Origin of the sequence: Lactococcus sp. SK2-659 (genome assembly GCF_020218185.2) — a bacterium.
GTDB lineage: Bacteria > Bacillota > Bacilli > Lactobacillales > Streptococcaceae > Lactococcus > Lactococcus lactis.
In genome coordinates this window covers 272680-298936 of the sequence record NZ_JAIWQZ020000002.1, presented here as the reverse complement: position 1 = coordinate 298936, position 26257 = coordinate 272680, and the positions used below count along the sequence as shown (strand labels likewise).

General features: G+C 34.7%; 28 protein-coding genes. 7 read left to right on the top strand and 21 right to left on the bottom strand.

Annotated elements, in window-relative coordinates; genetic code table 11:
* Positions 1-43 precede the first annotated feature (43 nt).
* The 20 genes from LDP15_RS08625 to LDP15_RS08530 all read right to left on the bottom strand — a co-directional run bounded on the left by LDP15_RS08625 (position 44) and on the right by LDP15_RS08530 (position 18411).
* Complete coding sequence (locus LDP15_RS08625; protein WP_011675435.1) at positions 44-1141, bottom strand: glycosyltransferase; 1098 nt, start codon at positions 1139-1141, stop codon at positions 44-46.
* Positions 1138-2130, bottom strand: coding sequence for a glycosyl transferase (locus LDP15_RS08620; RefSeq protein ID WP_058219086.1), 993 nt, complete (start codon positions 2128-2130; stop codon positions 1138-1140). Before LDP15_RS08620 ends, LDP15_RS08625 begins: the two co-directional genes overlap by 4 nt.
* 130 nt (positions 2131-2260) lie before the next feature.
* Positions 2261-3400, bottom strand: coding sequence for a glycosyltransferase family 4 protein (locus LDP15_RS08615; RefSeq protein ID WP_058219085.1), 1140 nt, complete (start codon positions 3398-3400; stop codon positions 2261-2263).
* Between the two features lie 21 nt (positions 3401-3421).
* Positions 3422-3775: a DUF2304 domain-containing protein gene (locus tag LDP15_RS08610; protein WP_011675432.1), complete on the bottom strand. Its 354-nt coding sequence runs from the start codon at positions 3773-3775 to the stop codon at positions 3422-3424.
* Positions 3775-4494, bottom strand: a complete 720-nt coding sequence (locus LDP15_RS08605) for a glycosyltransferase family 2 protein (protein ID WP_041167401.1) — start codon at positions 4492-4494, stop codon at positions 3775-3777. The genes LDP15_RS08610 and LDP15_RS08605 overlap by 1 nt, the downstream gene beginning before the upstream one ends.
* Before the next feature lie 94 nt (positions 4495-4588).
* Entirely contained in the window at positions 4589-6355 is a 1767-nt protein-coding gene (locus LDP15_RS08600; protein WP_225513371.1) for a rhamnan synthesis F family protein, read from the bottom strand.
* A complete protein-coding gene (locus LDP15_RS08595) occupies positions 6345-7310 on the bottom strand; it encodes a glycosyltransferase family 2 protein (protein WP_143460558.1) in 966 nt (321 codons plus the stop codon). The genes LDP15_RS08600 and LDP15_RS08595 overlap by 11 nt, the downstream gene beginning before the upstream one ends.
* 8 nt (positions 7311-7318) lie before the next feature.
* Positions 7319-8710 (bottom strand): DUF2142 domain-containing protein, encoded by a 1392-nt coding sequence (locus tag LDP15_RS08590; protein WP_058219081.1) that lies wholly within the window; start codon positions 8708-8710, stop codon positions 7319-7321.
* The gene (locus LDP15_RS08585) at positions 8688-9881 is read right to left on the bottom strand and encodes an ABC transporter ATP-binding protein (protein ID WP_011675427.1); all 1194 of its coding nucleotides are present in this window, start codon (positions 9879-9881) and stop codon (positions 8688-8690) included. Before LDP15_RS08585 ends, LDP15_RS08590 begins: the two co-directional genes overlap by 23 nt.
* A 13-nt stretch (positions 9882-9894) precedes the next feature.
* On the bottom strand, positions 9895-10704 hold the full coding sequence (locus LDP15_RS08580) for an ABC transporter permease (RefSeq protein WP_011675426.1): 810 nt from the start codon (positions 10702-10704) through the stop codon (positions 9895-9897).
* Positions 10701-11642: a glycosyltransferase family 2 protein gene (locus LDP15_RS08575; RefSeq protein WP_058219079.1), complete on the bottom strand. Its 942-nt coding sequence runs from the start codon at positions 11640-11642 to the stop codon at positions 10701-10703. The genes LDP15_RS08580 and LDP15_RS08575 overlap by 4 nt, the downstream gene beginning before the upstream one ends.
* On the bottom strand, positions 11632-12840 hold the full coding sequence (gene cps2T / locus LDP15_RS08570) for a beta 1-4 rhamnosyltransferase Cps2T (RefSeq protein ID WP_225513369.1): 1209 nt from the start codon (positions 12838-12840) through the stop codon (positions 11632-11634). The genes LDP15_RS08575 and cps2T overlap by 11 nt, the downstream gene beginning before the upstream one ends.
* Before the next feature lie 133 nt (positions 12841-12973).
* Entirely contained in the window at positions 12974-13873 is a 900-nt protein-coding gene (gene rfbD / locus LDP15_RS08565) for a dTDP-4-dehydrorhamnose reductase (RefSeq protein ID WP_025016599.1), read from the bottom strand.
* Between the two features lie 57 nt (positions 13874-13930).
* Positions 13931-14311: a VOC family protein gene (locus tag LDP15_RS08560; protein ID WP_058219078.1), complete on the bottom strand. Its 381-nt coding sequence runs from the start codon at positions 14309-14311 to the stop codon at positions 13931-13933.
* Positions 14312-14350: 39 nt separating this feature from the next.
* Positions 14351-15403 (bottom strand): dTDP-glucose 4,6-dehydratase, encoded by a 1053-nt coding sequence (gene rfbB, locus LDP15_RS08555; protein WP_023190041.1) that lies wholly within the window; start codon positions 15401-15403, stop codon positions 14351-14353.
* A gap of 41 nt (positions 15404-15444) precedes the next feature.
* Entirely contained in the window at positions 15445-15699 is a 255-nt protein-coding gene (locus LDP15_RS08550) for a hypothetical protein (RefSeq protein WP_058219077.1), read from the bottom strand.
* On the bottom strand, positions 15699-16292 hold the full coding sequence (locus tag LDP15_RS08545) for a dTDP-4-dehydrorhamnose 3,5-epimerase family protein (protein ID WP_010905193.1): 594 nt from the start codon (positions 16290-16292) through the stop codon (positions 15699-15701). The genes LDP15_RS08550 and LDP15_RS08545 overlap by 1 nt, the downstream gene beginning before the upstream one ends.
* A gap of 60 nt (positions 16293-16352) precedes the next feature.
* Entirely contained in the window at positions 16353-16643 is a 291-nt protein-coding gene (locus tag LDP15_RS08540) for a hypothetical protein (protein WP_003129779.1), read from the bottom strand.
* 47 nt (positions 16644-16690) lie between these two features.
* A complete protein-coding gene (rfbA, locus tag LDP15_RS08535; RefSeq protein WP_225513368.1) occupies positions 16691-17560 on the bottom strand; it encodes a glucose-1-phosphate thymidylyltransferase RfbA in 870 nt (289 codons plus the stop codon).
* Between the two features lie 191 nt (positions 17561-17751).
* Complete coding sequence (locus LDP15_RS08530) at positions 17752-18411, bottom strand: DUF1129 domain-containing protein (RefSeq protein ID WP_012897029.1); 660 nt, start codon at positions 18409-18411, stop codon at positions 17752-17754.
* Between the two features lie 135 nt (positions 18412-18546).
* Between LDP15_RS08530 and rpmB the strand changes: the two genes are divergently transcribed.
* The 3 genes from rpmB to LDP15_RS08515 all read left to right on the top strand — a co-directional run bounded on the left by rpmB (position 18547) and on the right by LDP15_RS08515 (position 21046).
* The gene (rpmB, locus tag LDP15_RS08525; protein WP_003129776.1) at positions 18547-18741 is read left to right on the top strand and encodes a 50S ribosomal protein L28; all 195 of its coding nucleotides are present in this window, start codon (positions 18547-18549) and stop codon (positions 18739-18741) included.
* 278 nt (positions 18742-19019) lie between these two features.
* Positions 19020-19382 (top strand): Asp23/Gls24 family envelope stress response protein, encoded by a 363-nt coding sequence (locus tag LDP15_RS08520; protein ID WP_025016601.1) that lies wholly within the window; start codon positions 19020-19022, stop codon positions 19380-19382.
* Positions 19382-21046 (top strand): DAK2 domain-containing protein, encoded by a 1665-nt coding sequence (locus LDP15_RS08515; protein WP_029344729.1) that lies wholly within the window; start codon positions 19382-19384, stop codon positions 21044-21046. The genes LDP15_RS08520 and LDP15_RS08515 overlap by 1 nt, the downstream gene beginning before the upstream one ends.
* A 129-nt stretch (positions 21047-21175) precedes the next feature.
* Here the strand turns inward: LDP15_RS08515 and msrB are convergent, their stop codons facing one another.
* Positions 21176-21604 carry a peptide-methionine (R)-S-oxide reductase MsrB gene (msrB, locus tag LDP15_RS08510; RefSeq protein ID WP_058202898.1) on the bottom strand — a complete coding sequence of 143 codons (429 nt, stop codon included), beginning with the start codon at positions 21602-21604 and terminating at the stop codon, positions 21176-21178.
* Positions 21605-21938: 334 nt separating this feature from the next.
* On the opposite strand from msrB, the gene LDP15_RS08505 reads away from it, so the two are divergent.
* The 4 genes from LDP15_RS08505 to LDP15_RS08490 all read left to right on the top strand — a co-directional run bounded on the left by LDP15_RS08505 (position 21939) and on the right by LDP15_RS08490 (position 26244).
* Complete coding sequence (locus LDP15_RS08505) at positions 21939-22397, top strand: ferrous iron transport protein A (RefSeq protein WP_003129762.1); 459 nt, start codon at positions 21939-21941, stop codon at positions 22395-22397.
* A gap of 101 nt (positions 22398-22498) precedes the next feature.
* Positions 22499-24628, top strand: a complete 2130-nt coding sequence (feoB, locus tag LDP15_RS08500) for a ferrous iron transport protein B (protein WP_058224879.1) — start codon at positions 22499-22501, stop codon at positions 24626-24628.
* The gene (locus tag LDP15_RS08495; RefSeq protein WP_058219073.1) at positions 24615-24815 is read left to right on the top strand and encodes a hypothetical protein; all 201 of its coding nucleotides are present in this window, start codon (positions 24615-24617) and stop codon (positions 24813-24815) included. The genes feoB and LDP15_RS08495 overlap by 14 nt, the downstream gene beginning before the upstream one ends.
* A 280-nt stretch (positions 24816-25095) precedes the next feature.
* Complete coding sequence (locus LDP15_RS08490) at positions 25096-26244, top strand: CPBP family intramembrane glutamic endopeptidase (RefSeq protein ID WP_225513367.1); 1149 nt, start codon at positions 25096-25098, stop codon at positions 26242-26244.
* Positions 26245-26257: the final 13 nt, after the last annotated feature.

Here is a 26257-nt window from a genome sequence, read left to right as displayed (position 1 = left end):
TTTAACTTAATAACAAGTGATTTTTACTGGTAATTAAATTAGTTCAAAGAATTTTTTCCCACTCTTCTGATACCCTATCAAGAGTAAAGTTTTGTAATCTTTCCAACGATTTTTCTTGATATCTTTTTCTCTCTTCAAAATCATTAATCAATCGTGTAAGCTGTTTAACCATTTCTTCAACGTCCCCATTTTTAACAAGAATACCGTTTTTACCATTATCAAGAGCATAACGACTTCCGCTTTGTTCAAATGCCACTATTGGTAAACCAAAACTCATTGCTTCTACAAGAACTAATGGAAGTCCTTCAAATCTTGAGGTCATCAAATAAATTGAACTATTTAAATAATGGTCTCGAAGTTTCTCTCCAGATAAGCTTCCTTGAAGAATAACTCTTTCTTCCGAGTCGTTTTCAGACAAATAAGTCTGAAATTCCTTCATGTTACCATCACCTGCAACAGATATTTTCCAACCTTCTGGGAGTTTACCCGCGACCTGTGCTAGGTAATCTATTCCTTTTTGAGGATTCGATATTCTTCCGGTCCAAGAAATGATATTACTAGTAAGATCAGAAACCTGAGTATTTTTTAAAGTCAATGGATTATTAATCACTCGAGTTTTTTTATTAATTTTCAAAAATATATCTTTATCTTCTGGTGTAAGACATATAACCTCATCAGCTGCTTCGAGGCCTTCAACCCATAAATTAGTAGTATATTTTAAGTAACCATTCAAATAAGTGTCCGCACTAAAATGGCACCAAGCAACTATTTTTTTATTAGGATTTCGACGCTTCAGAAATGGAATCAAATATATACTGCCGCTACTGACAACTATAATTTCACTTTGTCTTTTTCGAATAACTTTCGTAATTTCATATGCTTTAGATGATAACCATAACCGATTTAAAGCTTTCAACCTCAGCATACCTAGGACTCCACTGACACCTGTAAAAACAGAAAATCTAAAATCACTCTGCCCCTCTATAGAAACATCATTAACTAAATATTTACTACTAGGAGATGACAAAGTATAAATGGAAACATTATTTTTTTTCGATAGTTTCTCTGCTATCGCCAAATTTACCTTTTCTGTTCCACCTAAACTCCAAGTAGGTACAACAAATAATACTTTTTTTTTCATTTTTCAAATTCACTTTTCTTAAAATATTTCTTTTCTAATGTTTCATTTAAGCGATCTTTTTCTAACTCAAAATCAATATCAATACCATCATTGAAACAAACAATCTTCTTTTTTGAATTTAGTATTTGTTGGTAGTCAGTATTCTTACCCATTGGAAATAGTCCTCCAAATTTGAAAGAATTATGAGGATGAAATTGGCCTGTAGCTCTAATATAATCTAGTATAAACCATATACTTATACTCTCTTTACTCCTAAATTTACTCGAGTAAGCCTGGTTAATAGACTCTGACGCCATATTTTTCACCTCTTTGTAAATCGTTTTTGTAAATGGCTGAGCTAAGTGGTCTGGCCGATATCCGACAAATTTTTTCATGTATAGGAGTATAGGTAACATTAACAAATTAGCGGCTACAGCAAAAATTCCATTTTTAATTGAAAAATTTTTCCATTGAAATAGAGATTTCTTAGAACAATTGATATTATTCAACGCTAAAATATTATTAAATAATACAACATTAAAAGATTCACTCGGTAAAATGGGTGTATGCATGGCTTGTAGAACCGGTAGTCCTTTGTTAAAAAAGTCATTTGGTTGAACTTCATTATTCAAAAAAATATCGTCATTAAAGTTTACAAATTTTTCAGATATTCCATCAATTCGATCCATGTTCAACTCTATAACATTACTATTAAATGTAGGAAGGTACTTGTCTTCTATAAAGTCTTTGTGATTAACAATATTAATTTTAGGATGTTCTACATTCAACCAGTCTGGAACATGACCATATGTAACTAAGTGAATTTTATTTACCCAAGGTGCGTATTTTTCTACAGCTCTGAACCAATAATGAAAATTGTCCATGTTTCTAAATCTTGACTCATCATTTAACGTTTCATCCAATGATTTTCCACTGTATTTTGCTCTGTCTGCTTGCCATTCCTTATCTCTACTATCCAAATATGTTACAACAAAATCTATTTTTTCCATTCAAACTAACCTTACTTAAATGCGTCATTACAACTCATTATTCTTCATTTATCTTAAAAAGAGACTCAAATAATCAACTAGTAAAGAATCTTACGTTGATTATTTACTAGTTTAATACTAATTTACTTTTTTAATTGATTTCAATTTTTTCTAATTCTACAAATGCTTTTTCAAAGCTTTCAATAGATTTATTCCAAGTAAAATTTTCAACTACCCTATCATGTACCCTTTTTTGAATTTCAGCCATTTTCTTTGTATCGTCTACTATTAACTTCAATGTTTTTAGAAGTGTTTCCTTATCATCTTTAATAACATATCCATACTCTTGATTGGGAATCAGCTCCGTTGCTCCACCAACGTTTGTGGTAACTATTACATTATTCATCAGTGCTGCCTCTAGCATTGATGTTGAAAAACCTTCTATTTTTGACATCAATACAAAAATATCTGAATGATTATTGAGACGCATAACATCTTCATGAGAGATATGACCTAAGAATTGAATATTTTCTTGTGAATATTTTCTTATCATTTCACTGTAAATAGGTCCATCTCCAGCTATTTTTAATTCTAAATTATTTCGTTCCTTAGATAATTCAGAAAAAGCCTCAAGTAACATTTCAACGCCTTTAAATTTTGCTTGTAAACGTCCAGAATAAGATATTACTATCTTTTCGGACAATTTAGGAGAAAAATATTTTTCAAAATCATCTAAATCAATCGCATTATAGATTACACCTTTAGCCTCTATTCCAAAAGTCTTTAACCATTCAGTAGCTTCTTTTGAAACACCGTAAAAAGTCTTAGTATTTTTTTTGATTTTTTTAACCAAAAAGTGCTCTATCCTGTGAAGTATGCTATCTAACAAAGAATTATTTAATGTGAGGTACGTGGTCCCATGCTCTAATACCAAGGCTTCTTTTCCTGCTTTTTTTGCTAACTGGGCACCTAATAAAGCAGGCAATTGAAATCTTGTATTCACTACATAATAGTCAATTGGTTCAGAAGTAATATCAGAAATTAATTGTTTATATCTTTCATTTTTTAATGGAAAAGGATACCGATTTTTCCAAATCTTTCTAATAGGCAACCGATATATTTTCAAATGATCAAATTCTTCTTTAGTAGGCAAGTCTTTATCATGCTGGCTAGTAACAATTACAACATTATAACCCTTATCAATAAATTTTTGAACAATATTATATGTGTAGCGTTCTATGCCTCCCAAGAATGGAAGATAAAATCCACTAAAAATAGCAACTGTTTTCATGTTTCTCTCACTTTTCTATTTTTACTTTTCCTTATCCTTATCTGATAATTTCTTTTTTAGTAAAGATACTTCTTGTACTAAATTCTTTATTTCCTTTTCAGCAGATATTAGTGAAATTTGATATTTCAGACAGATCAGTAATAATGCACCCACTAAGAAATACAAAGCTAGTGAGGTTAAAGTTCCAATTCCTAATAAATGAGCAATACTCGTTCCAAAATCAGGAATAAGAGAACCAACAAGCAATATGAGAGCTAGAACAAACCATTTTAGCATATGCCGTATCTCTGCTCTATCTTTACGAACTAAACGAATAGTATAGACAAAGAAGAATGCTGCCAAAATAATTGCTAGTATACGAAGTTGAATGGGCATTATTTTTTCTCCTTTCCTAATAATGAGCTCGCAATAATAGCCAAAGATACACTTATCATATAACTGACTCCTTTTACCATATTAATACTTGAAACCCCAGTAGTTCGTTCAAACATCCTTACTCCCACTTCTTTTACACGAATATTTTTAGAAAAGAGGTGCATGTAGCTTTCAGGTTCTGGATATTGTCTTGGATATCTTTTAACAAATTGCTCAATCACTTTACGATTTCCTGCTCGATAACCGCTGGTAACATCTTTAATTTTTATTTTAGAAGACATATAAATTAAAGATGATAGAATTTTTATACCCATTTGACGTGATTTTGAAGACTTAAATTCAGAATTGCTTTCGTCTAAAAATCTAGAACCAACGGTAAAATCAGCTTCATCCTTCAAAATAGGTTCAATCAAGTTTGGTAAAGAATGGATATCATGCTGACCATCTCCATCAAATTGAACAGCTATATCGTAAGAATTTTGCAAGGCATAAAGATAACCTGTTTGCACGGCTCCACCTATTCCGAGATTTTGAATCAATTCAACGTGGTTAATGTTGTTTGCTATCAAAATTTCTTCTTCGTTATCAGTGGATCCATCATTTATCACTACATAATCTAATTGATAGGGACAAGTGGCTTGATAGTCCTCTACAATTTTTAGATTTTCTAATATTCCTTCACCCTCGTTATAAGCCGGGATAATTAGTAAAATTTTCATTTTCTTGTCTTCGGACACAGCTCCAAGTTCTCCTCATAATATTCGCGCTGTACAACTTTGTGTACAGTTTTCTAATATAAATTTTACCATAAATTTACTTATTTTTTTTATTAAATCCTAAACGGTATACAATAATTACTTTAATCTTTTTAAAGATCATTTTAACCAAATCCCGTAATTTTGTCTGTGTTAAGTCAGTCTCTACAGAACGTAAGAGTCGATTTGCTGAAAAGTTCGCAACAAACCCATTATTTGTTTGTATTTGAGAAATACGGAAATCATAGCCATTTGCCCACGAAACATAAACAAGAAGGCGTTCAAATGCATGTAAAATACTATTATATGGTAAAGGCTCTTCTGGAACGTCAGCCTGAATATTAACATTTAATAAGTTATTCAAAGCTTGAGGACGATACCAAATCATTGTGCCGTAACTCATCACATAGCTATCTTTCTGCTTCAATTCTTTGGAATTTTCAAAGTCTATTTTTTGCCAAATTTCTTGCATATCTGGCCAAATATCACGTTCGGTGATGTATGTTGGCCCATAAAAATGTTCAAAAAATGATGGAACGTCAGCAATTATTAAGCCAAGCTTTGGATTTTTTTCAAATTCTTGAAAAATAGCTTGAGCAGGTTCTAATAAAGAATATTCAATATCTCGTCTCCAAGATTCTCCCACAATCCAATCATTATCTTTTGATTTTTTAGTGTGAAAATGTCCGCAAAGGTCATAATCTGTCATTAACTCTGAAACTTGCATCCACGGAAGAACGTCTCTTCCTTTATTACCGGTTACGATAACTTTTTTTATTTGTAGAAGAGGATAATTTTTAAGAATTTCTTCATACTTTTCTTCTGTATCTGTGGTGATATATAAATCATAATTTTGAACATATTTATCAAAATAATTAAGATACTCAGGAATTAGGTCAAGATAAAATGCATGAAGGTGAATACCAATTTTCAAATTAGTTTTCAAACTTACTTCTTTTGTGAATTTCAGCGTTTTTTCTTCTAACATGTATTCACGGTCCGGATAATCTACTTCTGTCATGTGATTGACAATAAGTTTAACCGGAAAAGAAGTTTCTTGTTTTAAACGTTCAATTACTAAAGGAGTATAAATATTTTCTGCACCATAGCTGAAAGCTTTTATTTTTAAGAAAGGAATGTGTCTTTTCAACAATTCTGGTAAATTGAATACGGAAAAATCATGGACAAGCATGCCTGCCCACTCTTCTTTACGTGTATCAAATACAACTCCTGACTTAAATCCAGCATCTTCAAAATAATTGGTCATTGCTGTTTCGTATTTTACGATAACTTCTACAACATCATCTAAAACTTTAATATTTGCCCAAAAATTTTCAAATGCTTCACTCTTTACAATTTTTTGTTTATAGTTGACAAAATAGCTTTGAATATGGTCTGGCAATACAATTGCTTCTCGGTCTTCCCAAGGTTTTACCTTATGGCTTCGATTATTAGTAATTCCCCAAAAATCAACGCTTGTATCTTTGTCAAATTTTGCTAAAATTCCCTCAAAATCATAAACAGGACCAAAACACGTATCATTCATAACAGTAACGGAATCATACGAAGCCAATTTATCAAATCCATAATGCTTCATCGCGTCTGACCAAGCGACAAAATCATACCCCTTGTTTTCACGTTGCATAAAACCGTCAATAAGATTTTGCCCTGTTAATGTTGATAAATCGTTCTCATCCATCTGACTATTTGAAATGAAGAAAATCTCTTCAAAATTCTGACGTAAATGGGTTAGTTGATATATAACATGGTCGCTTAATTCGTTATTTCGGTTAAAATGTACGTATAGTAATAATTTATTGTTCATGTTTCTTTCCTAAGGGGTGTAGAAGTTTGTTTAATATTCGATAAGCTAGGGAGCTAGTGATATCAGAAATCACTTTTTCTTGGTTAGCAATATGAGTATCTTTATCAGCTATGATTTTTCTCATTATCTCTTCTTGGGTATTATGATTAATGAGTTCTTGTTCTTTGTCAGCAAGTTTTTGCTCACTATCAATTACTAGATTTTGGTAGTTGTCTACCCAAAGTAGTAGATTTTTTTGTAAGGCTTCTATCAATTCTGCTGGAATTTTTTGAATATATTTGTTGATGATATAGAAATAGGATTTATAATAATTTTCCCAATTGCCACGCTTACTTAAGGACTCATTTAATACTCTATAATTTAACTTTGTAGTGGAGACATAAACTGGTTTTGCTTCATTGTTTATAATTAAATTAAGCCAAAAGTCGTAATCTTCAAGAGTTTGGTTATTCAAAGATTCATCAAATTTTGCATCAATAATCTTAGAAGCTCTGACAAGTGATGAGGCATCAATTAAATTCCCCACAATTTGTTTTTCAAAGCTGTATTCTAAGTCTGGACGTAAAACGTCTCTTTGGGCATTAAAATCCCAAAGTTGACAATAAGCAATGTCTGAATTTGTTGCTGACAATTCTGTCAGTAATTTTTCGATATGATCATCATTTAAAAAGTTATCACTATCTACGAACAACAGAAAATCGCCAGTCATTTTACTCAAAGCATCATTTCGGACGTAGGCCAAACCTCTATTTTTTTCTGAAAAATAATGTGTTTCTGTAAACGGAGAATCTTGCAACACTTCTGAAATTACGTCTCCAGAAGCATCTGTTGAACCATCATTAAAAATTAAGAGTTCTATTTCTTGATGAGTTTGCCCAAAGATACTGCGCAAGCATTCCTCAATGTATTTTTCATGATTATAACATGTCACTACGACTGATACTTTTTTATCCATAATTTCACCTATTTAAAGATATAATGTTCTATTCCTGAGCGGTATTCATCCATTGGTAGATGCAAGTGGTAAGACCTAAGTGTGGTAACACCTAAGTTCAAGGCAAGGGCCATTAAACTAACAAAAAGTACGATTCTTCTCAACCAACTTCCAGTTGATTTAACTGAAATTTTTTGGGCTAGAAGGGTCAAAATTGGTGCCAAGAGTAAGATAAAGACTGTGAAATATCTTCCTTGTGGCCCTGTGATTACGTGTTCAGTAAAAGCTGGGTCAATGGCAAATTTAAATAATACTCCAAACAGATTAATCAAGTTAATAAGTAAACCTAACCATGCAAACCAACGCGGCACTTGTTCTTTAGTATAAGATAAGAATAAAAGAATTAAAGCACCATATTGGATTGGATAAAACCACGCAGGTATTGCTGCCGTTGAAGTTCCACTGATAACTTGAGTTGTTAATACTGAGTAATAAGGCTCCATGAACGTGTAAATGAACTTACTTACTACAAGGCGTAATTGGTCATGATATCTAAAAATATAAACCAAAGCTCCTAGGCCAATTAATACACCACTTCCAATAAGAACTTGTAGTTTTGTTAAGCTAAGTTTTAATTTTTTAGCAACTATTACTATAAATACTGCCAAAACAATTAAATAAAGTAAGCGTGAGTTGGCCTTTGAAAAATATAAAGCAATCGACGGAAGAATAATTCTTAAGAAAAAATCTTTTAGCTGAATTTCTTTATTTTCTTGCAACTCTACTGCCAAGTTAATCAAGGTTGCACTTAGCCAAGCAAAAGCAATATAATTATAAGAATCATAACTTAGACTTGTAGCAAATTGAATAGCAACAGGAGTGACAGATATGATTGTAAATATCATTTGGTAAGCTTTTAGTTTTTTGATGATAAAATACATCGTCAAAACAAAGAAAATTAAACTAAATAACCGAGCAACCAAGACCATCGAACCTACTGATGGGTAAATCATATAACCCACTTTTACGCCCAAAGCAGGAATCAAATGCATGATATCCTGATACCATTTTTTTCCTAAGGCACGCTTATCTGTTACTTTACTTTTAGAAACCAGTGGAAGTTTTGTTTCAAAAAAATCTTTGAAATAAGTTCCATCTTTCATTTTCGTTGTGACCGTTGTAAAAGGAAGAGGTGCTGATTGATAATCCTCAGCAGGAAATCCAATTTTTGTTCTGTCCACAACCGTATTTGAAAGATAAGACGATTTATCAAAATGATAACTTGAATCCGGCTCAATAAAAAGTGGTTGAGCAATCGCAAAAATCAAGCCAGCAACAAGAGCAACAAGAAAAAAAAGTCGCTCTGGTTTCATTAATTTTTTAGTTTGAGTCTTTTCTTTAACCAAAATTCCAATCTCCATTCCGCAAGATTAGGCCGCTTGCTGAATCTTTAGCACTGAGGTCATCTTTTGGAATGTCGAGACGATTAATAATAATGATTTTTTCATCGATATCATAAGCAACCATTTCATCTTTGGCATTCCGCACTGAAACTTGTAGCTTGAGTTTTAAATTATTAACTTGGTCTAGTTTGCATTCATAAACAGCTCGTTTTTCACCTTGACCTTCGGTCAGGTAATCCATTGAGTTGTCATTATAAATCCAGATATTACGGTCTGCATCGGTTAATGAGAAAGCAACATAAGTTTTAATATCTTCTTTAACATTATAAGAAACTTCAAATTTAATGGGTTGTTCTGGCGTTGTTTGTACTGGTGATAATAAATTTACTTTTAAATCACTGACAAACTCTTCAACTTCTTCTGTTGATTCTTCTTGAGCCGCTTTAAGACGTTTTAAATTGTCCAAACTGTATTGGTTAGCAACTTTATCTACATTTCCTGCAACTTTAATTAGACCATCTTCGATAAGTACCGCTTTATTACAATATTTTTTTACGGCATTCATGTCATGGGTAACTAAAATCGTTGTTAATCCAGATTTTTTTCTTTCCAAGAAATAATCATTACATTTTCTTTGGAATGCTTCATCCCCAACAGCCAAAACTTCATCTAAAACAAGAACATCTCCTCTTGCTTTGATAGCAACTGAGAAAGCCAAACGAACTTGCATCCCACTAGAATAATTTTTGAGTTTTTGGTTCATAAACTCATGTAACTCTGCAAAATCGACAATTTCGTCATACATTTCATCAATTTCTTGAGTTGAAAATCCAAGCATTGCACCGTTCATATAAACATTTTCACGGCCTGTAAGCTCGGGATTGAAACCAACACCAAGTTCAATGAAAGAAACTAATTTACCATTAACGGTAACTTTTCCTTTTTCTGGAACATAAATTTGAGAAATGATTTTTAAAAGTGTTGATTTACCTGACCCATTACGACCAACAATCCCAAAGAAATCACCTTTTTCTACTTCAAAATCAATGTCTTTTAGGACATGTTGTTCTTTATAACCTTTGATTCCTCTAAATCGATTGACAAGAGTTGTCCGAAGGCTTGTACTCGCTTCTGTCGGAAGACGAAAATACTTACTTACATGATCAATTTTTACTGCTAATTCAGCCATTTTGTCTCCTTAATTAAATAACTTCTGCGAATTTCTTAGAGTTTTTAGTAAATATCCAAAGTCCAAGTCCGAATACAAGAATCGGTAAGATATATGGAATGATAATTACAAAAGGATTGTGCCACATTTGCCATAGTGTTGGATTGGCATTGTTACTAAAAGTTAAAATATAACGCATATCTTGAACAATTTGAGCCATTGGATTAAGCATCAATATTTTGGCAATTTCAAGATGTGAAGTTGAGATTTGTGTTACTGGATAGATAATTGGTGTTCCGTAGAAAGCTGCTTGCATTACTACTTCCCAAATTGGTCCTAAATCACGGAAATAAACAAAAAGGGTTGAAAGGATAAAGGCAATTCCCATCGTGAAGATGATTAATTCTAGAAGTAAAGGAACGGCGAATATTACTGTCCAGCTCATTTGTACCCCATTAATTAAAGCAAAGATAATAACGACAACTAAAGAAATCATTAAATTAATAAAAGCGTTGGCAACAACTGAGAAGATGAGGACAGGTTTTGAAAAGTTAACTTTTCGCAATAAATCTCCACGGCTGACAATTGAGAGCATTCCCATATTTGTTGCTTCACTAAAGAAATTCCAGATTGTAATCCCGAGTAACAGAGCAACAGCAAAGTGAGGAATTGCTTCCCCAAAACGCATGAATCTTACGAAGACGAGATAGAGAATCAAGAAAAGTAAAAGGGGTTTTAAGATAGACCATAGGTAACCTATGACGCTTCCTTGGTAACGAAGTTTAAAGTCAGTTTTAATTAACTCTTTAAGTAGAATTTGATTTCTACGGCTGAAGAAATTCATTTGTTTTTTCCTTTGTATGCAAATTTTGTGATGATAAGTGTGCGAAAGATTCTTGTATGATAATTTTTATTTTTACGTAAATTGTATCGATCAAGAATTTGTCGACGCTCTGCTTTGGGTTGTTTTAAAATATTGACATAATCACTGACAAGTGCTCTATCAGCTTCCGACATTAGTGACAAATTTTCTGTCAGTAATTTTTGAGCTTGTTTTTGACTGGCTGTAATGAGCCACCAATATTTTTCAAACCATAAGTTTGGGTGTATCCATTTTTTTATCCGTTTTGAGAGGGTTCTTGCTCCCAAAACATTAGAATCGTGCTGACGATAAAGATGAGTAGGTTGGTCAATATAAACCAACTCACCGAGTGCAGCTGCTACAATTGCCAAATACCAATCATGCATAATAATATCATTTGTGCTTTGCCAAAGTTGTGCAAGCTCATGATTAATCATACTCGCTCCACCTGTGACCGTATTTTCGGTCAATTCTTGAACAAGTTTTGTATTTGCATGCTCAGACTGACTGCGTATCATAGATTCCGAAGTCACATTAAGGTTTCTGTCAGTAACTTTCAAATCCGTATAATACATGACCGGTTTACTATTATCATGTTTTTTAGTTTCTTCTAACATTACTGACAGCTTTTCTGGCAACCAATAGTCATCTTGGTCAGCAAAAAAATAGAAGTCAGCATTGTTATTATCTGTCACAAGCTCATGAAAGGATTTAATCACCCCAACATTTTCAGCTCGAATTAATTTAATTCTGTTGTCTTTACTGACAAAATCATCAACAATTTTGCAGGTTCTATCAATTGAACCATCGTCACGAATGATTAAATTCCAGTCAGTATAAGTTTGTTTTTGAATACTCTCAATCTGATCAGCGACGAACTTCTCGCCGTTGTAGGTTGACATTAAAATATTAACTCTCATCTCCGCCTCTGGCTAGGTTCTCCATTTTTCTTAAAGGCTCAGACTCATCAGTAAACTTTGGAGCGAAAAGGTCCTCATATTGAGCACAAATATGCTCCCAAGTATATTTTTCTTCGATAATTGCCTGAGCTTTTTCGTGTAATCTTTGACCTTCATCTGGGGTCAAATTTTCAACTTCTGACAAAGTTGTCAGTAAATTTTCCTTGTCAAAATAAATGACGGAATCGCCTGCTGTCGTCCGGTTGAAATTGACTCCTAAAACAACATTGACCGCTGTTGACCACATGGCCTCAAGCAATCCAGGATTTGTTCCCCCTACCTCATGACCATGTAAATAAGCAAAGGCATGTTCACGAATATATCTCAATTCGTTTTGATTATAGACTGTTCCAACAAATTTAATTCGTGAATCCTTGTCGAATTGCGTTTTTTCGCGCAATTCTTTGAAGTAAGCATTGCCTTCGTGATTAGTAATAATCACAAGGTCTCGTTTTGTTGAACTTTTTATGAAGGCTCTAATTAGCGTTTCATAATTATTTTCAGGCACAAAACGTCCTACAATCAAATAATAATCATTAACTTTATATTTTACCAGAGTTTCTGATTCTGTCAAATCGGACTTGAACTTTTCTGTTCCATAAGCAATCACTTCTGATTCAACTTGTCCATATTCACTTGTTAAATATTCTTTAATTCCTGCGTTATCTGAAATAATCAAATCAGCATATCGCACCATTTTTTTCTCAGCAAATTTCAAATAAGAACGAATTGGTGCTGCCCACTTGGTTCTTTTCCATTCCAATCCATCAGGATTGACAAATAATTTCCCCCCAAGTTTATGGATTTTATTAGCATAATGGCCAATAAATCCACCTGCCGTATTCCCAAGAATATAAAAAATAGGCGCTTTGATTTCTTCTTTTTTACAATATTTAAGTGCCGCATTAATGGCTAAAATATCATAAGCAATCACACGTGCTGAACCAATTTTGGGTAACTTAATTACAAAACAATCTGCTCCAAGATACTCAAAATGTTCTCCAGGTAGTGCCATGTCTGAATTCTCACTTTGACAAGCTACATGATATTTTATATTTTTATTATTTTGATGTTTGACGAGTTCTTCAACAAATGTTTCAAACCCTCCATATTTCGCTGGTAAGCCACGGCTACCAATGATAAAAACGTGTTTTTTCATGTTGTTCCTTTTACTCACTAAAATTTATTTAGTGATTATTTCAGCCTCTCAAAATGAGAATTCTGTCAGTACTGACGAGCTTTTGCAGGTCGCTGACAGAATTTTCAATTAGTTTATTTTAATGACAGAGTCATTATTTTTTGTTAATTTCGCCTTTTACGCCATCTTTATTTTCACGCAAATCGCCTTTTTCAAGCATACTTGCTAAAGCTTCTTGCCATGTTGGAATGACAAAACCTGTCGCTTTTGCTTTTTCAAGACTCATTGTTGAATTAAATGGACGTTTTGCTTTTGCCGGGAATTTGCTTGAATCCACAGGTTTAACAAGCACATCTGTGTCTTTCAAGATTTCTTTGGCAAAATCAAACCAAGTCACATCTTCACCAGGCGCAGCATCGTTTGTTAGATGATAAAAACCAAAATCAGCTTTTTCATTAACCAAATAAACCATAAATTCAGCAAGTGTACGTGTCCAAGTTGGTCTGCCGTGTTGATCATTAACAACAGTTAATTCTGGAAAACGTGTCGCCAAGTTTTGCATTGTGAAGACAAAGTTTGGGCCATAAGAACCAAAGACCCAAGCAGTACGGATGATGTAATGTTTTACACCAGAAGCCACAACTGCTTCTTCACCAAGATGTTTCGTCCGTCCATATTCAGATTCAGGAGCTTTTGGTGCATCAACCGGCCACTCTTGGCCAATTGGCAAAGTTCCGCCAAAAACATAGTCAGTTGAAATATAAACAAGTGTTGCCCCAACACGTGCTGCCGCTTCGGCTACATTTTTAGTTCCATCAACATTGATTTTTTCATCAAGTTCACGACCTTCGTCTTCAGCTTTATCAACAGCTGTATAAGCCGCACAATGATAGACAAGTTCAGGTTTATTTTCATCAAAGAATTTATCAACAGCGACGCCGTCAGTAATATCGAGTTCTTTAGCATCTGTTGCTGTATAAGCTATGCCACGTTCATCAAGTAAATGACGCAACTCTGTTCCAAGTTGTCCATTTCCACCTGTTATTAAAATCATTTGTTCTCCAATCTTTAATTTTTCTACTGAGAGATTTGTCATTCAAAATGTTAAATCCTAGTGCGGTTGATTATTATGGCAAACTGCTTCTATAGCATAACCATCGGGGTCATAAATAAAAGCCGCATAATAATTTTCATGAAAATGTTTGTGATAGCCTGGCTTGCCATATCCTTTAGCTCCAAGCTTTATGGCCACTTCGTTAAAATCATCTACTTCTTGATTACTTTTGGCTTGGAAAGCTAAATGGAAAGAAAAAGGTTGTCCTTCATAAATTGCAAAATCACCAAAAGGATCTGTTGAAATACTGTCCGAAAAATTTGCTGATTTTTCGGAGCGATGATGAAGTTTATAACCCAAAGGAGCAAGCACAGATTCATAAAATTGAATAGAGCGTTCAATGTCTTTAACAGCAAAACCACCAATATGATTAATCATATTTCCACACTTTCCCGTACCTATTTACTGACAGAAAAATTATTTATCCAAAACTTTTTGTGTTTCAGCATATTTTGCTTCAACAGCTTCTTTTTCAGCTTTCCACCAGTTTTCGTTTTCACGATACCAGTCGATGGTTGCTTGCAAACCAGATTCAAAGTCAGTATGTTTTGGAGCCCAACCAAGTTCTGTACGTAATTTACTATTATCAATCGCGTAACGAAGGTCATGACCAGCACGGTCAGTTACACGGTCATAATCGTCTTTATCTTTACCCATACGAGTCAAAATATCTTCAAGAACTTCTTTGTTATTTTTTTCACCGTCTGCACCGATAAGATAAGTTTCGCCCATACGACCCTTAGTCAAAATTGTCCAAACACCTGATGAATGGTCTTCTGTATGAATCCAGTCACGAACATTTTTACCATCACCGTAAAGTTTTGGTTTGATTCCTGAAAGAATATTAGTAATTTGACGAGGAATAAATTTTTCGATGTGTTGGAAAGGTCCGTAGTTATTTGAGCAGTTTGAAATTGTTGCTTTAAGCCCAAATGAACGTACCCAAGCACGAACAATCAAATCAGAAGCCGCTTTAGTTGAAGAGTAAGGGCTTGATGGATTGTAAGGTGTTTTGTCAGTAAATTTTTCACCTTCACCTTCGCCATGACCTGGCAAATCTTCACGATAAGGCAAATCACCATAAACTTCATCAGTAGAAACATGGTGGAAACGTAAATCATATTTACGAGCCGCTTGAATCAACGTATAAGTTCCGATAAAGTTTGTTTGGATAAATTCATCTTGAGATTTCAAAGAATTATCATTATGGCTTTCAGCTGCATAGTGAACAATTGCGTCTGCTTTAGAAGCCACTTGATCAACAATTTCAGGGTCTGCAATGTCGCCAACAACAAGTTCGACACGTCCACTGTCAAATAACATGTTAATGTTATTAACATTTCCTGCATAAGTTAATTTATCCAAAACTGTGATATGCACGTCTGGATGATTGTTATAAACATAGTGTACAAAGTTTGAGCCGATAAATCCTGCTCCACCTGTCACAACGATATTTTTAAATTCAGTCATGTTTTTTCCTTTTTTGATTATTTATTAGTAAATCTTGAAAATTAATCCACTCGATATTCTCTGACAAATTTTGCTTTTGGCACAGCTTTTAAATATTTTCCATTGAAGACCAAATAATCGCCAATAGGAACTGTCATTTTGAGTAAACCACCGACATTTTTTACTGACAGCGATTTATCATTCCAAGAAAAGCCCCCGTCAGTAAATGCCTGATTGGCCCAGCTCGGTCTGTCAATATTTTTTTCAACTTGCCAAAATTCTAAACGTTTTTTAGTTCGTAAATGTAAAGCAAACATTAGAGTTCATCAGCCTTCAAAGCTTTTACATCTTTTAATAATGGATGATTTTTATCAGCTTCAGAAACTTCAGCATTTTCAACATCTTCCCACTTAATTCCCAAAGTTGGGTCAGCATAATTCACAAAAGCGTATTTAGGTTTAAGTTCAAGTGCCCAGTAATCATTAACTAAATAGCTATAAGAAACTGTGTCAGACAAAACTTGGAATCCATTAGCCACACCACGTGGAACAAAAATTCCTTTACTTGCATCAATCACAGTTTGATAAACATGACCGAAATTTTCTCCTTCACGTAAATCAACCCATGCGCCTAAAACACTTCCGCCATCAGCGACAGAAATATACTTATCCCAAGGTTCAGCGTGGAGACCACGCAAAACATTTTTACGAGAAAAACTTACATTGTTTTGTAATTTTTCTTCGGCAAAGAAGCTTTCTGGAAAGCCAAGTGGCATCATTTTTTCTTTTTGGAAATTTTCTTTAAACCATCCACGATTATCACCGTGAACTGGGATATCAAATTCTAACATTCCAGGAATTTGGCTGATTTCTCGTGCAGCCAATGTTTTTTCAAAAAAATTATCAGTCATATTTTTCTTTCTAATCACTATTTTCAAAGTTTATTCAAGAACAACGCTAACTTCATTCAGTCACTTATCTTTTTTCGCTTTTGCATTGACGTGTGATTTTTGAATGTGTTCGAGCGTTAGGTTATTAGGTACATCTGGATGATGTTTTCGACAAAGAACATAAAGTCCATCAGCTGTGCGATGAAGTCCAATTCGATGACAACCTGGTGCATGACATTTTAGTCTTCGCCAAACAACAGCAAAGACACCAAAAAGTGGCAAACAGCTGAAAAATCCGCCCCACCACGCTGACCAACCTGCGTCAGTCACACCAGTAAACCATAAAAACCATTCCCAAATATTTTTTAGCATTGATTGTCCTTCTTGTACTTTGACAACTTTACTTTAATAATGACTTTTTAGTCTTTTCCAATCAAACGAAGCAAGTATTGACCATACTCATTTTTCTTAAGCGGTTGAGCCAATTTAAGAACATCGTCAGCTTTAATATAACCCATACGATAAGCAATTTCTTCCAAGTTTGCCACTTGCATATTTTGCATCCGTTGAACTGTTTCGATATATTGTGCGGCTTCAAGGAGAGATTCATGTGTTCCAGTATCTAACCAAGCAAAGCCACGGCCCATTAATTCAACTGACAAATCGCCACGTTCAAGATAAGCTTTATTTACGTCAGTAATTTCAAGCTCTCCACGAGGTGAAGGTTCAATGTTTTTGGCAATTTCAATAACATCATTATCGTAGAAGTATAAACCAGTTACTGCATAATTTGATTTAGGTTCTTCTGGTTTTTCTTCAATAGAAACAGCATTCATGTTTTCATCAAATTCAACGACACCAAAACGTTCTGGATCAGGAACATGATAACCAAAAACAGTGGCTCCTTTTTCTTTTGCAGCTGCATTTTGGAGCATTTTAGACATTCCAGGTCCGTGATAAATATTATCACCCAAAATAAGCGCAACTGAATCATCACCAATAAATTCTTCACCAATAATAAATGCTTGAGCCAATCCATCTGGTGATGGTTGTACCGCATATTGTAGATTAATCCCAAACTCAGAACCGTCTTGAAGTAATTCTTTAAAACGTGGAGTATCTGTTGGTGTCGAGATAATTAAAATGTCTTTAATCCCAGCCAACATCAAAGTTGACAATGGGTAATAAATCATTGGTTTATCGTAAATAGGCATCAATTGTTTTGACGCAGCACGTGTCAGTGGGTAAAGTCGTGTTCCAGACCCTCCTGCTAAAATAATCCCTTTCATCAAAGGACCTCCATAATCATAATTAATCAATATACATTATAACACAAAATGTTTCTCAATACACAACCCTCTGTGGTCATTTTGGGGATAAAAGGTTGATAAATAGGCATTTCTGATACTATTTTAAAACACTAATGAAAAGATTCTACCTATATAAATAAAAAAATCTCTAAAATTAGAGACTTCCTTTTTTATCTTCTTGGTTGAGCAACCAGGGCAGATTGAATGTTAAATTGACGTTTCAAGAGCCAACGAACTCCAAAGGCTACAAGTCCAACAATAACTAAAGCAATTGCAGGAAGTTGCAAATTAACTGATGTTGGCAAAAGGCCAGAGAAGATGGTTACCGCAATCCAAAGGAGAACTGACAGAGTGGTTGCTGCAAAACCTTTCCAATTCCAAGTTCTACGACTGTTATCCGCTTTAGGACGGTAAAAGTAACGATACATCATATACATTACCAAACCAGCAACTGCCGCTGACAAGATTGTTGTAATCAAGCCATAAACCGGAGCTTTAGAAGTGATAAGTGCGGTTACTCCATTTAAAAGAGAAATAAATCCTAAAAAGAGTAGGCTACTATCAAGCCACATCAAAACTGGATTTTCATTTTTTTCACTGACAGGTCTGTCAGCAACTTTTGGTTGATATTGAGCAACAAATTCAGTTGGCGCTCCCAATAATTTACGAGCAATAATTCCTGATTTTTGACCTTCAATAATTTGCGGAAGAATGTCATTCAAGATTTCTTTAACTTCTTCATCTGATTTCCCAACTAAAATCAGTTGTTTCGTTACCGAATGAATGTATTCTTTATTTTTTGCAGTAAGTTCTTCGATTAAATTTTCCATAATCTCATTTTATCAGAAAGCGTGAAAAAAAACAGCCAAAAATAGTCAAAAGCTTGATTTTTTTATTTGAAAAATGTTATAATTAACAAGTATGTTGTTTTTAAGCACATAAAAATCTAATGGGAGGTAAATATCATGTCTAAAGAATGTTATTTTACTGGTCGTAAGACTGTTTCAAGTAACAACCGTTCACACGCGATGAACCAAACTAAACGTGTAGTTAAACCAAATCTTCAAAAAGTTACAATTCTTGAAAACGGTGAACTCAAAACTGTATGGGCTTCAGCTAAAGCTTTGAAGAAATTGCCAGCAGGCGTAGAACGCGTATAATTTTTGTTTTTTGCAAAACACAAAAATATCCTGTCATCTGACGGGGTTTTTTATTTACTAACAAGCTCTGTCAGTAAATAAAATTGTCACAACAAACTCTGTCAGCGCTGACAAATGGTAAATTTCAAAAAGCAGTTCAAAAGAGCTGTTTTATTTTATAAAAGTATGATAAAATGAGTAATGATATTTAAATAATATGGAGGAAAGTGCCGTTTGTCAGTCAATTTTTCTTTATTTACAAAAGTTTGTAAATTATTGACGACGGTACAGCTATGAAAATGAGTGTTACTATCAACAACCAACACGGGAATGTCGATATTGCTACCGAAGTCATTGCAACGGTTGTAGGTGCATCTACAACTGAAATTTTCGGCGTAGTCGGCATGACCAGTAAATCTGCTGTTAAAGATAATGTTCGCAGTGTTTTGCGTCAAGAAAACTATTCTAAAGGAGTTGTCGTTACAACTGCTGACAACGAAACTTCTATCGATGTTTATGTTGTCATTTCTTATGGTGTAAAAATTAGCGAAGTTGCAAAAAATATTCAAGAACGTGTTCGTTTCAATCTCGAAAATCAACTTGGCATCACAGCCAGTAGCGTAAACGTATATGTACAAAATGTGAAGGTGGTTGAAGATTAGTGTCAAATATTAATGCAAGTAAATTTCAAGAAATGGTTCAAGCAGCGGCAAGCCGTTTGAACGAACAAGCCGAATATGTTAACTCGCTTAATGTTTTCCCTGTTCCCGATGGAGATACAGGAACAAACATGGGCATGACCATTACAAATGGGGCAAAAGATGTTGCTTCTAAACCAGCTGATACTGTTGGTCAAGTGGCTCAAATTCTTTCAAAAGGTCTTCTTATGGGGGCTCGTGGAAATTCTGGTGTTATTTTAAGCCAACTTTTCCGTGGTTTCGCTCAATATGTTAAAGATTACGAAGAAATTGATGGAATCCATCTTGCAGCTGCACTTCAAAATGGGGTCGAAGTAGCCTATAAGGCAGTTATGAAACCTGTTGAGGGAACAATTTTAACTGTTTCTCGTGGTGCTGCTGAGTTAGCAAAACGCAAAACTGACGAAACTGATGACGCTGTTGAAATTATGGAAGCAGCACTTGAAGGGGCTAAAAAAGCACTTGCCATGACTCCTGATATGCTCCCAGTTCTTAAAGAAGTTGGAGTTGTTGACTCTGGTGGTCAAGGTTTGGTTTATATCTATGAAGGCTTTTTAATGGCGCTTAATGGTGAATTCGTACCAGAAACACCTGTTGCCGAACTTGGCGCAATGGACCGTATGGTTAATGTTGAACACGAAAGTGTTGCCAATGCTTCAACAGCAGACATCAAATTTGGTTATTGTACAGAAATCATGGTTGAACTCGGTAAAGGTCCAACTTCTCGTGAAAGTTACGACCACGATAACTTCCAAGCTTATCTTGCAGGAATTGGGAATTCACTTCTTGTTGTTGATGATGAGGAAGTCGTTAAAGTCCATGTTCATACAGAAGATCCTGGTTTAGTTATGCAAGAAGGACTTAAATATGGACGTCTTGTAAAAGTTAAAGTTGACAATATGCGCCTGCAAAATGAAGGTGTCGCTGAAAAAGAAGCAAAATCAACAAATGTTTCAACTTCTACTTCTAAAAAAGACTGGGGCTTAATTGCTATTGCTGCTGGTGAAGGTTTAGCTGATATTTTCCGTGAAATGGGTGTTAATCATGTTGTTTCTGGTGGTCAAACAATGAATCCTTCGACAGAAGATATTTTGACTGCTATTGAAGCTGTTAACGCAGAAAAAGTAATTATCTTACCTAATAACAAGAATATCTTTATGGCTGCAAAATCTGCTGCTGAAGTTGCTGAAATTCCTGTTGAAGTGATTGAATCTGCCACTGTTCCTCAAGGATTTACAGCACTCTTGAGCTTTGACCCTACACGTTCAATTGAAGAAAATAAAGCCGCTATGACTGATGCACTTCTTGATGTTAAATCTGGTTCAGTAACAACAGCCATTCGTGATACAAATGTCGATGGTATCGAAATTCATAAAAAAGATACACTTGGAATGTTGAATAACAAAATTGTTGTTTCAACACGAAAAATGAATGATGCAATCTTTGCTGTCTTTGACCAAATGATTGATGAAGATAGTGAGATTGTGGCGATTTATATTGGTGAAGAAGGCAAAAAAGCCAATGCTGACAAAATTGCTAAAGAACTTGAGAAAAAATATCCTGAAATTGAAGTTGAAATCCACGAAGGAAAACAACCGGTTTACCCATATCTCTTCTCAGTTGAGTAAAATATAGAAATAAAAAAATTCTGATGTTAAACATCAGAATTTTTCTTTTGCTTTATAAAAAGTTACTGACAGAAGCATTTTTCATCAATTAAAATGTCTGTCAGTAACTTTTTTATTGAGTGTATAGAATTATGAAAAGTATTTGATATACTCTCCATAACCCTCTGCTTCTAATTGGTCAAAAGGAACGAAACGCAAAGCGGCAGAATTAATACAATAACGCAAACCTCCCTTATCTAAGGGGCCGTCAGTAAAAACATGACCCAAATGACTGTCAGCATTACTAGAACGAACTTCTGTACGTTCCATAAATAGAGATTTATCTCGTTTTTCTTTGACAACTCCTTTATCAATCGGTTGTGTAAAGGCTGGCCAACCGCAGCCTGATTGATATTTATCTAAACTTGTAAATAGGGCTTCACCGCTCACAACATCAACATACAATCCTTTTTCAAAGAAATCATCAAACTCATTAGCAAAAGGGGCCTCTGTCCCATTTTCTTGGGTAACACGATAAGCAAGTGGGCTTAATTTCTTTTTAAGTTCTTCTTTTTCCATCAGCAATTTTCCTTTCCTACATGTGACCATTGACTGTCAACCTTTTTGACACTAGTGTAAACTTGGTTGACAAAGGGCTTGATACCTTTACATTAGGCTGTCAACAAGCATTTTTTGTCAAAAACAAGTCCTCATCTGATATGATTCATCCTATCAAAAATCGCTATTGATTTCCATTGAAAGTACTTAAAGATTTTAGGAGCTCCATTTATTAAATATTAAAAGTTACTGTTATTTTTCAGAAAATTCTTGTATCGTACTTTAAATTTTGATATAATCATAAATGTAAAACGTACTTGACATTTTCTGTAATCATTTGATTCCGGGAGGTAAAATGAAAACTCTTAACAATACCCATATTGGGCAAATTTATTATATTCATAAAATTATTGGGAAAAACCAAGCTAAACTGCGTGATTTAGGCATGATTTCCGATAAAAAAATAACACTAATTTCTACTGATGGCGAGAATGCAATTGTCAAAATTGATGAAACTCGCCTTGCTTTAAGTTCTGAATTTTTAGAGCAAATTTTTGTAAAAGAAGAACGTTCTAGCGAGGATATCATTGGTTTAGCTCACTTGCAAGTTGGCCAAACTGGTGTCGTTCGTATGATTGACGCAACGTCTGATATCAGGCGCCGCTTGATGGACATGGGCATTACGCGAGGAACAAGTGTTCATCTGCAAAAATTAGCACCACTTGGCGACCCTCTTGAACTTAGGCTTCGAGGCTATTCTCTCTCTTTGAGAAAGACCGATGCTGAAAAAATCAAAGTCGTTCTTGAACGATAGTAAGCAAAATTGTTGACCTATTTTTATCGTTATTTTTGTAAAGAAATTGTCCTAGAACACTTAACAAAGTCTAACGAAATTTAAGAAGAAATTTTAATAATATGAAAATAATTGCACTACTCGGAAACCCCAATAGTGGAAAAACGAGTATTTTTAATCAACTAACCGGTTCAAATCAGCAAGTTGGTAATTGGCCAGGGGTCACTGTTGAAAAGAAATCTGGATTTTATCGAAAAGATAAAAGTATTTGTATCCAAGATTTGCCTGGTCTTTACTCTCTTTCTCCTTATTCACTTGATGAGCAAGTTGCCAGAGATTTTTTGACAAAAACACCACCGGATGCCCTCATTAATATTGTGGATTCAACGAATTTAGAGCGTTCACTTTATTTGACTTTACAGCTGATGGAACTTGGAATTCCTATGGTTTTAGCGCTTAATATGAGCGACCTTTTGGCTGGTCAAGGAAAAAAAATCGACATTGAAAAACTTTCTTATAGCCTTGGAATTCCTGTTGTTACAACCTCGGCCATTAAAAATAAAGGTTTAGATGAGGTTGTTAAAGTAGCACTTAAAAGTCATGAAAGTCAGCCTTTAGATTATGACCATCGACTTGAAGGGGCGCTCTCGGAAATTGGTAAAGTAACTGGTTTTACCAATCGTTTTGAACAAATAAAAGTTTTCGAAGGCGACAAACTTTTATTAGCTGGAGAAACAGATAAAGCGCTAAGTCAGCAAGTTCCTACTGACAATTCTCAAGCTGGCTTATCAGCAAAACAACTAGCTGAAATTGAGGAAATTGTTTCTATCACCGAAAAATTAATGGCAGATGACCGTGAATCAATTATCGTTAATGAACGTTATGATTTAATTGGTCATATTGTTCAGCTTTGTGTTACTCAGACTGAAACTGGTAAAATTAATCTGACAGATCGAATCGACCAGATTATTACCCATAAGTGGTTGGGACTTCCTATTTTTGTTTTTATCATGTGGTTGGTCTATTTTATTTCTATTCAAACTGTCGGAACGGCAGCGACCGATTGGCTCAATGATGTCTTCTTTGGTCAATGGCTTCCTGATTTAATTGCCAATGGAATGAATGCTTTAGCGGTTACTCCTTGGGTTCAAGATTTAGTTTTAAATGGTGTCGTTGCCGGAATTGGGGCAATCTTAGGTTTTGTTCCCCAGATTTTTGTGCTCTTTTTACTTTTAGGAATTCTGGAAGATTCTGGATATATGGCTCGGGTAGCCTTTGTCATGGACCGAATTTTTAGACGATTTGGCCTTTCTGGTAAGTCTTTTATCCCCATGCTTATTGCTTCTGGCTGTGGCGTACCTGGAATTATGGCGACGAGAACGATTGAGCAAGAACGTGACCGAAAAATTACAATTATGGTCACAACTTTTATGCCTTGTTCTGCCAAACTTCCTATTATCGCATTAGTTTCTGGCGCTTTTTTCCCTCACGCTTCTTGGGTTGCTCCTAGTGCTTACTTTTTGGGAATGTCCATGATTATTCTCTCCGGTATTATTTTGAAAAAAACAAGGATGTTTTCTGGTGATACTTCGGCTTTCATCATGGAACTTCCTGCCTATCATTTGCCTTATGCGATGACTGTTTTAAAATATGCTTTCGACCGTGCGTTTTCTTTCGTCAAGCGGGCTGGTACGATCATTTTTGCTATGAATGTTTTGATTTGGTTCACTTCAAATTATAATTGGACCTTGGCACATGTTGATGCGAGTCAATCCATTCTTGCTGATGTTGGTAAAGTTGTTGCTGTTATCTTTGCTCCTCTTGGTTTTGGCGAGTGGCGTGCAACAGTCGCTACAATTACTGGACTAATTGCCAAAGAAACAATTGTCGGAACAATGGGTGTCCTTTTTGCTCATAATTCTTCTGACAGTCACCAACTCTGGTCTGCTGTTCAAGCCACCTATACTCCTCTTTCCGCTTATTCTCTCCTTGTTTTCAATCTGCTTTGCGCGCCATGTGTTGCTGCAATCTCAACAATTTATAAGGAAATGGGCGATGTTCGTTGGACTTTACGAGCGGTTGGTTTTCAAACTTTAGTTGCTTATAGCATGAGTTTCATTATTTATCAATTGGGTAGTTTGTTTAGCTCACAAAACTTTGATGTTTTTAGTTTATTAGCATTAATTGTATTGTCGGTTGGTTTATATTTCATTTTCAGAAAAGGGAAAGGTCTTACTTATGAACTTAGCTAGTATTGTCATTTTGGCTGTCATCCTCATTATTACTGGATTTGCCATTTTTAAAACTGTTCGTAGCAAAGGGGCTTGCGAAGATTGCAATGTTAACACTTGTCCGGTCAAGGGAGCGGCGGCTCTACCCCTTTCAGCTGAATCTCATTCAACTAAAAAAACAGATGTTAAACATGATTGTTGTAATTAAAAAAAGTTACTGACAGACTTATTATGGTTAAATTTACTACCATAGCAAGTCTGTCAGTATTTTTTTAAGCTTATTTTGAATGTTTTAGAATGCCGATAATTTTGTCAGTACTTTTTACTTAATAATCTTGATCTGACTGCCACTTACCCTTTGTTTATAATTGACAAGTAGAAAATTTAAAACTATAATCAAAATATAACTGAAACATTATGCAAAATCTGTCAAAGTTTTTTCACAAAGGCTCACTGACAACTATTTTTGAACTCAAGAAAGGTCTTCTATGAAAAAATACATCAGCGTCTTTAGTGTTTTCTTGGTCTGGCTTGCCTACCTACTGGCACTCAATCCTATTCTCAAGGCTCTTGGTCTTATCAATTGGTTACGCAGCCTCGGACATTTTGCTTCACTAACCTCTATTATTATTCAAGAAATTCCAATTATCATCATCTTACTGCTACTCAATCATTTTTTCTGGCATCAAAAATTGCTATTTAAAGGATATAACTGGAAAAAAGCATTAGGAATGCTCATTCTTCCTTTAGTCATGTTTTTGGCAGGTTTAATTCTTGCAATAGGAAAACATGCCCCCGCTTCGTATATTTTTCTAGCCATTGGAGCCACTTTATTAATTGGTTTTGCTGAAGAACTCTCTTTTAGAGGTTTGATTTTTGGTATTTTAGTTAAAAATTCTAAAGATAAGATTATTGTTCCTTTATTTATTTCAAGTATACTATTTGGACTCATGCATTTGGTCAATATTCGTAATCAGCCTTTAGGAAATACTATCATCCAAGTTCTTGGAGTTATGGCTTTTGGACTTTTCGCAGCTGTGGTTTACATGAAAACAAGCAATTTGATTTTTGCGATTGTGGTACATGCCATGAATGATTTCATGGCAATCATGGCCAGTTCGGGTAGTTTATCTTCACAACAAACCAACCCTCTGACAATTCTCTACGAATGGTTTATTTTTGGTACACTCGCTTTCGCATTATTTTACACGGGTTGGACTCAAAGAGATAAATTCATTGCCGCTATTCAAGAACGGAGTCCACAGCTTACGGCCCGTAAGTTACCTACTCTTGCTCAAAGTTCAACTTTCCGTAGAATTTTTGCCCTAGTTTCAATGATTTATGGCATTTTGATTTTACCAACGATGCTCCTTTTTTCAAAAATATCTACTAGTGCTGGCAGTCGAGCAGAAATTGCAAATAAAGCATTGCCTATTTATCTTTTATTCCTTCTAGGAATCGCCTTATATGTCTTTTTAATTGTTTTCTTTAATTTCCACTTAGGAAATCTTTGCTGGTTATTACTTCCTTATATCGGTGGTCCAGTCTTTGCTTTAATCGCTCTGGTTAATGGTGCAAGACCACTAACTGAAAAAACAAATCAATCTAAAACAATCAATAATAAAACTCCAAATTAATTTATTTGGAGTT

Bases quoted from the DNA above. Each gene is read 5' to 3' on its own strand.
- LDP15_RS08625 (WP_011675435.1), bottom strand. From the start codon at position 1,141: ATGAAAAAAAAAGTATTATTTGTTGTACCTACTTGGAGTTTAGGTGGA.
- LDP15_RS08620 (WP_058219086.1), bottom strand. From the start codon at position 2,130: ATGGAAAAAATAGATTTTGTTGTAACATATTTGGATAGTAGAGATAAG.
- LDP15_RS08615 (WP_058219085.1), bottom strand. From the start codon at position 3,400: ATGAAAACAGTTGCTATTTTTAGTGGATTTTATCTTCCATTCTTGGGA.
- LDP15_RS08610 (WP_011675432.1), bottom strand. From the start codon at position 3,775: ATGCCCATTCAACTTCGTATACTAGCAATTATTTTGGCAGCATTCTTC.
- LDP15_RS08605 (WP_041167401.1), bottom strand. From the start codon at position 4,494: ATGAAAATTTTACTAATTATCCCGGCTTATAACGAGGGTGAAGGAATA.
- LDP15_RS08600 (WP_225513371.1), bottom strand. From the start codon at position 6,355: ATGAACAATAAATTATTACTATACGTACATTTTAACCGAAATAACGAA.
- LDP15_RS08595 (WP_143460558.1), bottom strand. From the start codon at position 7,310: ATGGATAAAAAAGTATCAGTCGTAGTGACATGTTATAATCATGAAAAA.
- LDP15_RS08590 (WP_058219081.1), bottom strand. From the start codon at position 8,710: ATGGAGATTGGAATTTTGGTTAAAGAAAAGACTCAAACTAAAAAATTA.
- LDP15_RS08585 (WP_011675427.1), bottom strand. From the start codon at position 9,881: ATGGCTGAATTAGCAGTAAAAATTGATCATGTAAGTAAGTATTTTCGT.
- LDP15_RS08580 (WP_011675426.1), bottom strand. From the start codon at position 10,704: ATGAATTTCTTCAGCCGTAGAAATCAAATTCTACTTAAAGAGTTAATT.
- LDP15_RS08575 (WP_058219079.1), bottom strand. From the start codon at position 11,642: ATGAGAGTTAATATTTTAATGTCAACCTACAACGGCGAGAAGTTCGTC.
- cps2T (WP_225513369.1), bottom strand. From the start codon at position 12,840: ATGAAAAAACACGTTTTTATCATTGGTAGCCGTGGCTTACCAGCGAAA.
- rfbD (WP_025016599.1), bottom strand. From the start codon at position 13,873: ATGATTTTAATAACAGGTGGAAATGGACAACTTGGAACAGAGTTGCGT.
- LDP15_RS08560 (WP_058219078.1), bottom strand. From the start codon at position 14,311: ATGATTAATCATATTGGTGGTTTTGCTGTTAAAGACATTGAACGCTCT.
- rfbB (WP_023190041.1), bottom strand. From the start codon at position 15,403: ATGACTGAATTTAAAAATATCGTTGTGACAGGTGGAGCAGGATTTATC.
- LDP15_RS08550 (WP_058219077.1), bottom strand. From the start codon at position 15,699: ATGTTTGCTTTACATTTACGAACTAAAAAACGTTTAGAATTTTGGCAA.
- LDP15_RS08545 (WP_010905193.1), bottom strand. From the start codon at position 16,292: ATGACTGATAATTTTTTTGAAAAAACATTGGCTGCACGAGAAATCAGC.
- LDP15_RS08540 (WP_003129779.1), bottom strand. From the start codon at position 16,643: ATGCTAAAAAATATTTGGGAATGGTTTTTATGGTTTACTGGTGTGACT.
- rfbA (WP_225513368.1), bottom strand. From the start codon at position 17,560: ATGAAAGGGATTATTTTAGCAGGAGGGTCTGGAACACGACTTTACCCA.
- LDP15_RS08530 (WP_012897029.1), bottom strand. From the start codon at position 18,411: ATGGAAAATTTAATCGAAGAACTTACTGCAAAAAATAAAGAATACATT.
- rpmB (WP_003129776.1), top strand. From the start codon at position 18,547: ATGTCTAAAGAATGTTATTTTACTGGTCGTAAGACTGTTTCAAGTAAC.
- LDP15_RS08520 (WP_025016601.1), top strand. From the start codon at position 19,020: ATGAGTGTTACTATCAACAACCAACACGGGAATGTCGATATTGCTACC.
- msrB (WP_058202898.1), bottom strand. From the start codon at position 21,604: ATGGAAAAAGAAGAACTTAAAAAGAAATTAAGCCCACTTGCTTATCGT.
- LDP15_RS08505 (WP_003129762.1), top strand. From the start codon at position 21,939: ATGAAAACTCTTAACAATACCCATATTGGGCAAATTTATTATATTCAT.
- feoB (WP_058224879.1), top strand. From the start codon at position 22,499: ATGAAAATAATTGCACTACTCGGAAACCCCAATAGTGGAAAAACGAGT.
- LDP15_RS08495 (WP_058219073.1), top strand. From the start codon at position 24,615: ATGAACTTAGCTAGTATTGTCATTTTGGCTGTCATCCTCATTATTACT.
- LDP15_RS08490 (WP_225513367.1), top strand. From the start codon at position 25,096: ATGAAAAAATACATCAGCGTCTTTAGTGTTTTCTTGGTCTGGCTTGCC.